The following is a 6,152-nucleotide window of genomic DNA, read 5'->3' as shown; positions in this document are numbered from 1 at the left end:
GTGCCGCCCTGCTTTGCCGGTGCGCCCTTTTCGTAGGCGGTCGAATCGCCGCCTGCTGCGGTAATGGCTTCGCGAATGGCGTTCTTCACGGCCATGCTGGTGTGGGTTGCGCCGCTGACGGTGTCGACGTCGAGGTTCTTGTCCTGCATGATGCGCTTCACCATCATGGGTGCGGCCACGGTGCCAATGCCGATGGTTTCATCGCAGCGCAGCATGCTGATGTTGGAAATGTCGCCGTCGCGGACTTCGATTTGCACGGTCAGGTCGTCGCGGTGGCCCATTGCCTGGCCGATCCACTTGCCGTCGGTGAAGTGGTCGGGCGCCTTCGCCTTTGCTCCCTCTTCCGCGCTCTTGCTCTTGCCCTGGGGCGCACCGCATGCGGTCATGCCGCTAAGCGCTGCCAGGGTTCCTACGGCTATGCCGCCCTTGATAAAGTTGCGTCGATCGATGTTCATGTTTCCCTCCTTGTGGGTGTTCTGGAGTTCCGGCCCTCCTGTGCCGTCCTCTGCTCTCAGAATGAGGGAGGCTGGTTGGCAAGTAGTCACCGAGGGTGGGTCAAACCCATACACGGTTTTCGGTGATTTTGGCGGTTACGCGTCTTTTATTGGGGTGACCTTGGCTCTTGGCGACGTGCGAGCGCGCGCTGCAGGGTAGAATAGGCGCACCGGTGCGGGAGGTTTTAAGTATGAACAACGTTAAGGCGGTCGTTTGGGGAGGCTTGGGCTTCAGCCTCTATCGTACGGCTGCGACGTTCTTGTATAACACGGGCATGGGCGCCACGTTCGATGCCACGGGTTTCGTTTCCGATATTAGATTCGTGTTCGCGATGAATGCGTGTGCGTGCTTGACTGCCGTGGTGCTGCTGATTGCGCTGCGTGGAGGCAAGCTGGGCGCGGCGGGGAAGCTGCAATGGCCGGCGTTGGCGATTGTTGCAGTTGGGCTGCTGGTGGGCGCATATGGGCAGGTTTTGGGCGTGTCGGCGCAGGCGGGTGCGTTTGTGTCCGCCGTGGCGTGCGGCATCGCGCTCATGTTGCTGTGCGCGGTGTGGCTCGACTTGTTCACGCGCCAGAAGGATGCGACATGCATGCTGCGGCAGCTGGCAGTGGGCTATGTTCTGTACACGGCTGCCAGCATGCTGTTCGAGGTTCTGCCGGGCGGCATAGGCGGGGCGGTGTCCCTTCTGCTGCTGTGCTGCTCCTCGGTGTGCGTGGTTATGCTGGGCCGCCAGCTGGATGCTGCGGGGCAGGGGGTTTCCATCCCCCGCAACGCAGACGGCAGAAGCGGCGTGGTTGCCTCCATCTGCTTTTTCGTCTTGGTGGGCGTGGTTGGAATCATGCATACTTCGGTGCTGGGCTCGTCGTTCCAGTCGATCGTAACCGTGAACATGTGGGCTACGCGCGTGGTTGCGCTGGCGGTGTTCCTGGTTCTGGTGTACCTGATGGGCCAGCACGTGGCGCCGAACGTGGTATTCCGCACGCTGTTCCCGGCGCTGATTCTGGTCCTTACGGTCATGCCATTCCTCGACGATACGCTGGGCCCGGTTACGGGCGCCATTGCCATTACGTGCTACGAAATTTGCGGCATGGTGTACTTCCTGTTTCTGGTGCGTGAGGGGCGTCGCCTGAATTTGAGTGGCGTGTTCCTGTCGTGCGTGTACATGCTGGGGTCCAGCGGATTTCTGCTTGTGGGCTTGGCAATTGGATTGTGCTTGCAGACGTTGAGCGCCGGCTTCGGGCTTTCGCTGCTCACGCTGCTGGCGTTCGTGTCCATCTATCCGTTGGCGCTGGCATTGTTCCTTACCGGTCGCGGTTCGTTTGGCAAGCGCTTTGCCGAAGGCACGGCTAGCGAAGGGGAGGGCGTTGCCGAGCCTGCGGTTCCTGCCGTGTCCTCCGTTGCCGATGCGGCGCAGGTTCTGGGCGAGCGCTATGGCCTAACCAATCGCGAACGAGAGATTTTGGAATACTTGGCCCACGGGCGCTCGGTGCGCTATATCGCGGAAACGCTCGTGATTTCCGAAAACACCGCGTGGACGCATGCAAAGCGCATCTATGCCAAGACGGGTGCGCACGGCAAGCAGGAGCTAATGACCATGGTGGATGCCGAGCTGGGCGCGGGCCGGGCTGGCACGCAGCGCTGATGGCTACATGATCGTTACCGCTATGACTACCTTGATGCGCGAAATACCCCTGGCCGATCAGGTGAAGGTGGAAGGGCCAGCTGCTGATGGCAGGTGGACCTGTTCCTTTTTCGCCTTCAACACCGAGTTGTCCGTGTTGCTGTATGCGGGGGAGATGAACGCTTCAGCCGTTCGTGTCGCGATTGATGCGGTGGTAGAGCGGTGTCGGTTCCTGGAGCGCGTCTTGTCGCGGTTCCAGCGGGGCAGCGACATTGCGCGGCTGAATGCAGCGTGCGGGAATCGCGTGATAATTGCCCGCGAAACGTACGATGTGCTGCGCGCAAGCCTGGGCTATTGCGAAGCTAGCCGCGGCGCCTTCGACATAACGGTTGGCACCGCGTTGGCGCTGTGGGATTTCTCCAACGGCGTGGTGCCCGATGCGGAAGAATTGCAATTGGCACTCGAGCACGTGGATTGGCGCGCAGTTGAACTGGGCGAAGACGATGGCGCGTATTGGGCGTGCCTGAGCGATCCGGCAGCGCAGGTGGACGTGGGCGGAACGGCCAAGGGCTGGATTGCCGACGACATGTGCTCCCTGTTCCAAGCGGCGGGTATAGCGAATGGCTTCGTGAACCTGGGTGGCAACGTGCTCACGTTTGGCAGCAAGCCCGATGGCGCGCCATGGGGCGTGGGCGTGCGCAATCCCTTCGCCCCCGATGAAACGCTTTGCGTGCTTCCCGTCGATCATGGTTCGGTGGTCACGAGCGGTCCCTATGAGCGCTTCTTCGAAAAGGATGGCACGGTTTACCACCATATCCTGAACCCACGTACGGGCTTCCCCGTGGAAACGGACCTGGCAAGCGCGACCATCGTGAGCGAGCGTTCCGTGGATGGCGACGGCTATTCGACCACCTTGTTCGCGTTGGGTTCCAAGCGCGCGCTCGAGCTGGTGGAAACGCTATCGGGAGTGGAGGCCCTTCTCATCACGAATGATGGCGACGTGCTGGCTTCAAACGGATTGCAGTTGTAGCGTCTTCCCGGTCTGCTCATAGCGGCCCGTATCGCGCTCGCTTTTGATACCATTACTTCGTATTTTTTCGCACGCTGAAGACAAGTGGACCATGGGAATCAAAAAGGCTTACAAAAAGGCATTGAAGCGCGTGAAGCGCCTGGCCAAGGAATATTACCTCTCGGTGGAGTATCCGCGCGAGTACCGCAAGGCCGCGCAGGCCGAGCTCGATCCTCGCAAAGTGGTATTTATCGAGGTGAGGGAAAAGAAGCTCTCCGATAGCTTCAAATTGCTCTATCGCGAGCTAACCGAGAGCTACGATTACTCCGTCCAGGTGATTTACCTGCGCGAATCGAGCGTTCGCTTCAAGAAGTACCACGATAATTGCGTAGCGATGCTTCGGGAAATTGCCACCGCATCGTATGTGTTTCTCAATGATGCCTCGAACGTCGTGAGCTGCGTGCCCCTGCGCGAGGGCTCTCGGGTCGTCCAGTTGTGGCATGGGTGTGGCGCCTTCAAGAAATGGGGAATGAGCACAGCCGACCTGAAGTTCGGCGGCTCGCGGCGCGAGAAGCTGCGACATCCCTATTACTCGAATCTCTCGCTGGTTACGACGAGTAGCGAGGAGGTCAACTGGGCGTACATTGAGGCTATGCACTTGGAGGAAGACCCCTCTGTCGTGCGCGCCCTGGGCGTAAGCCGTACCGATGAGTTCTTCGTGCCGGAATTCGTGAACGGAGCGCGTCGGTCGATTGACGAGGCGATTCCCCAAATTCGCGGGAAGAAGATCCTTCTCTATGCGCCGACCTTCCGTGGTAGGGTCGCGTCTGCCAAGGCGCCAGATCAGCTCGATATCGAAATGCTCCAACGTGCGTTCGGCGAGGAATGGGTGCTTCTAACGAAGCATCATCCTTTCGTGAAAACGCCTCCCGCCATTCCGGAGGAGTGCCAGGACTTCGCGTTCGACGTGAGCAGGCTCTTTGCGGTGGATACGCTCATGTGCGCCGCCGACGCGGTTATTTCCGATTACTCGTCGCTCATCTTCGAGTACTCGCTTTTCGAGCGTCCTATGGCCTTCTTTGCGTATGACAAGGCCGACTATGATGATTGGCGTGGGTTTTATTACGACTACAGCGAACTGACTCCGGGTCCCATTTGCTCTACGACCGACGAGCTCGTCGCGTGGTTGCGCTCGGTCGAGCATGGTTTCGATGCGTCTGAAGTCAGGGCGTTTCGCGAGAAGTACATGGCGGCTTGCAATGGCCGTTCCACGAATGCGATCATGCGCGTGGTGTTCGGCGACTCGCTCGACGACCATAGGCTTCCGAAGGCGTATGATTCGTTGCGCTCTGCCCCGAACGGGCCGTTGGTCTCTGTCGTTGTTCCAGCTCACAATGCTCTTCCTGAGCTAAGGGATTGCCTCAATTCTCTTGTGACGCAGTCAATCGACCTCTCTTTGGTCGAAGTCGTCGTCGTTGATGATGGCTCGACCGATGGGACGTGGGAGTTGCTGCGGGAATATGACGAGCGGTTCCCGGGGCTTTTCACGCTCCATCGCCTTCCCGAGGCGTCTGGCACGCCCGCGAAGCCGCGTAATGAGGGCCTGCGTCTTGCGCAAGGCGAATACGTGCTCTTCGTCGATGCAGACGATTGGCTGGGTCGCGAGGCCCTGGAGCGCATGATGGCGCATGCCGCCGAATGGGACAGCGATGTGCTCTACATTCAGATGCATGGCGAAGATGGGCGTTCGGTGCCTCAGTCAATGTTCGGGCGGAACCAGCCATCGGTTGACATCTACCGCTCCAAGGTGATGTGGTCTCTTGCTCCCCTGAAGCTCTTTAGACGCTCCCTGGTGAGCGATCTTTCGTTCCCGCAGACATTCATGCCGGAGGATATTTCCTTCGTGCTGCGTGCGCTTTGCCGTGCGCGCACGGTCTCGGTGGCTTCCGACTACGATTACTACCACGTAACCATGCGCGAGGAGGAGGGGCACCAGTCCGTTACGACGTGGGATCGCTTCGACAGCAATATGCGCGCATACGAGGATGTCCTTGGCTTCATTCGAGAGAACGTTCCCGATGGCGAGCGCGACTGGGCGCTCATGAGGCGCCTCTTCCGTCGCGATGTGTATCGTACGGCGTTCCACCTGGGGCTTTGCGAGGCAAATGCGCATACGGACGAATGCTTCCAGAAGCTGAAGGGGTTGTGCGAAGAGTTCTGGCGTCCCAGCATGTACGAAACGCTTCCGTGGAACATCCGCATCACGCTCGAGGCTCTTTTTGCCGGGCATTTCGACGGCGTTCGCTCGATCGCCAAGTTGGGTGACGATCTCTATCGCCATTGCGAGTTCTCGATGTCCGAGGGTGTGCTCACGTGCTCGAATATCATCGATTGCCCTGGTCTGACGGTGAATCTGGCCCGATGCGCGGGCGCCAAGAAGACGGTTGGCACGCTCCGCGATTCGTTCGATTACTAGTCTTGCCGAGCGTAAACGAGGGGCGGAGCGGTGATCTTGGAAGGGAAGTTGGGGAGCAGGCGGGTCGTGCTGCGCTGGCTTGCCGTTGTCCTTTGGGTCGCCTTCATCTTCTTCATGTCGAGTCGTGATGCCACGCAGCTTTCCGAAGGCTTCTTCGAGCAGGTGAAGCAGGTGCTTGCTGCGGCGCTGAACGCCCTGCTCGGCTACCACGAGGACCCTGTTTCGCCCTTCTGCCACTTCTGCGAGTATGCGGTGCTGGGCGGTCTTCTGGCCAACGCCCTGCGTGCCCACATGCAAAGCCTGCGCATCGCCTGCCTTGTAGGCGTTGCCATTGCCAGTGCCTATGGCGTTACCGACGAGATTCACCAGCTCTTCGTGCCTGGGCGCTTCTGCGACCCCGCCGATTGGGTGGTCGATACCTGCGGAGCGGCACTGGGTGTCCTTGTTTTCTACCTGGTTGTTCGCCTTTGCCGCAGTCGCGCATTGAAGGTATCATCGACCTTGGACCTTCGATGAGGGAAAGCGTCCAATCTATTTCGTTTCCGCCGAAA

At 59.6% G+C, this 6,152-nt stretch carries 5 protein-coding genes; 4 read left to right on the top strand and 1 reads right to left on the bottom strand.

Annotation, left to right across the window (positions count from 1 at the left end; all coding sequences use genetic code 11):
- Positions 1-455: FMN-binding protein (locus tag AC04P6_RS04410; protein ID WP_475565384.1), on the bottom strand; the 455-nt coding region annotated here is incomplete at its 3' end.
- A gap of 230 nt (positions 456-685) precedes the next feature.
- On the opposite strand from AC04P6_RS04410, the gene AC04P6_RS04405 reads away from it, so the two are divergent.
- The 4 genes from AC04P6_RS04405 to AC04P6_RS04390 all read left to right on the top strand — a co-directional run bounded on the left by AC04P6_RS04405 (position 686) and on the right by AC04P6_RS04390 (position 6,117).
- Positions 686-2,137 (top strand): helix-turn-helix transcriptional regulator, encoded by a 1,452-nt coding sequence (locus AC04P6_RS04405; protein ID WP_475565383.1) that lies wholly within the window; start codon positions 686-688, stop codon positions 2,135-2,137.
- Positions 2,138-2,159: 22 nt separating this feature from the next.
- The gene (locus tag AC04P6_RS04400) at positions 2,160-3,146 is read left to right on the top strand and encodes an FAD:protein FMN transferase (protein WP_475565382.1); all 987 of its coding nucleotides are present in this window, start codon (positions 2,160-2,162) and stop codon (positions 3,144-3,146) included.
- Between the two features lie 91 nt (positions 3,147-3,237).
- Positions 3,238-5,601, top strand: a complete 2,364-nt coding sequence (locus AC04P6_RS04395) for a CDP-glycerol glycerophosphotransferase family protein (protein WP_475565381.1) — start codon at positions 3,238-3,240, stop codon at positions 5,599-5,601.
- Positions 5,602-5,667: 66 nt separating this feature from the next.
- Positions 5,668-6,117: a VanZ family protein gene (locus AC04P6_RS04390; protein WP_475565380.1), complete on the top strand. Its 450-nt coding sequence runs from the start codon at positions 5,668-5,670 to the stop codon at positions 6,115-6,117.
- Positions 6,118-6,152: the final 35 nt, after the last annotated feature.

The organism is Denitrobacterium sp., assembly GCF_056180635.1.
Note: the sequence above shows the minus strand (reverse complement) of the source record. Positions and strands in the feature narration are given on the sequence as shown.

Coding starts and splice junctions, on each gene's coding strand:
- AC04P6_RS04405 (WP_475565383.1), top strand. CDS start 686: ATGAACAACGTTAAGGCGGTCGTTTGGGGAGGCTTGGGCTTCAGCCTC.
- AC04P6_RS04400 (WP_475565382.1), top strand. CDS start 2,160: ATGACTACCTTGATGCGCGAAATACCCCTGGCCGATCAGGTGAAGGTG.
- AC04P6_RS04395 (WP_475565381.1), top strand. CDS start 3,238: ATGGGAATCAAAAAGGCTTACAAAAAGGCATTGAAGCGCGTGAAGCGC.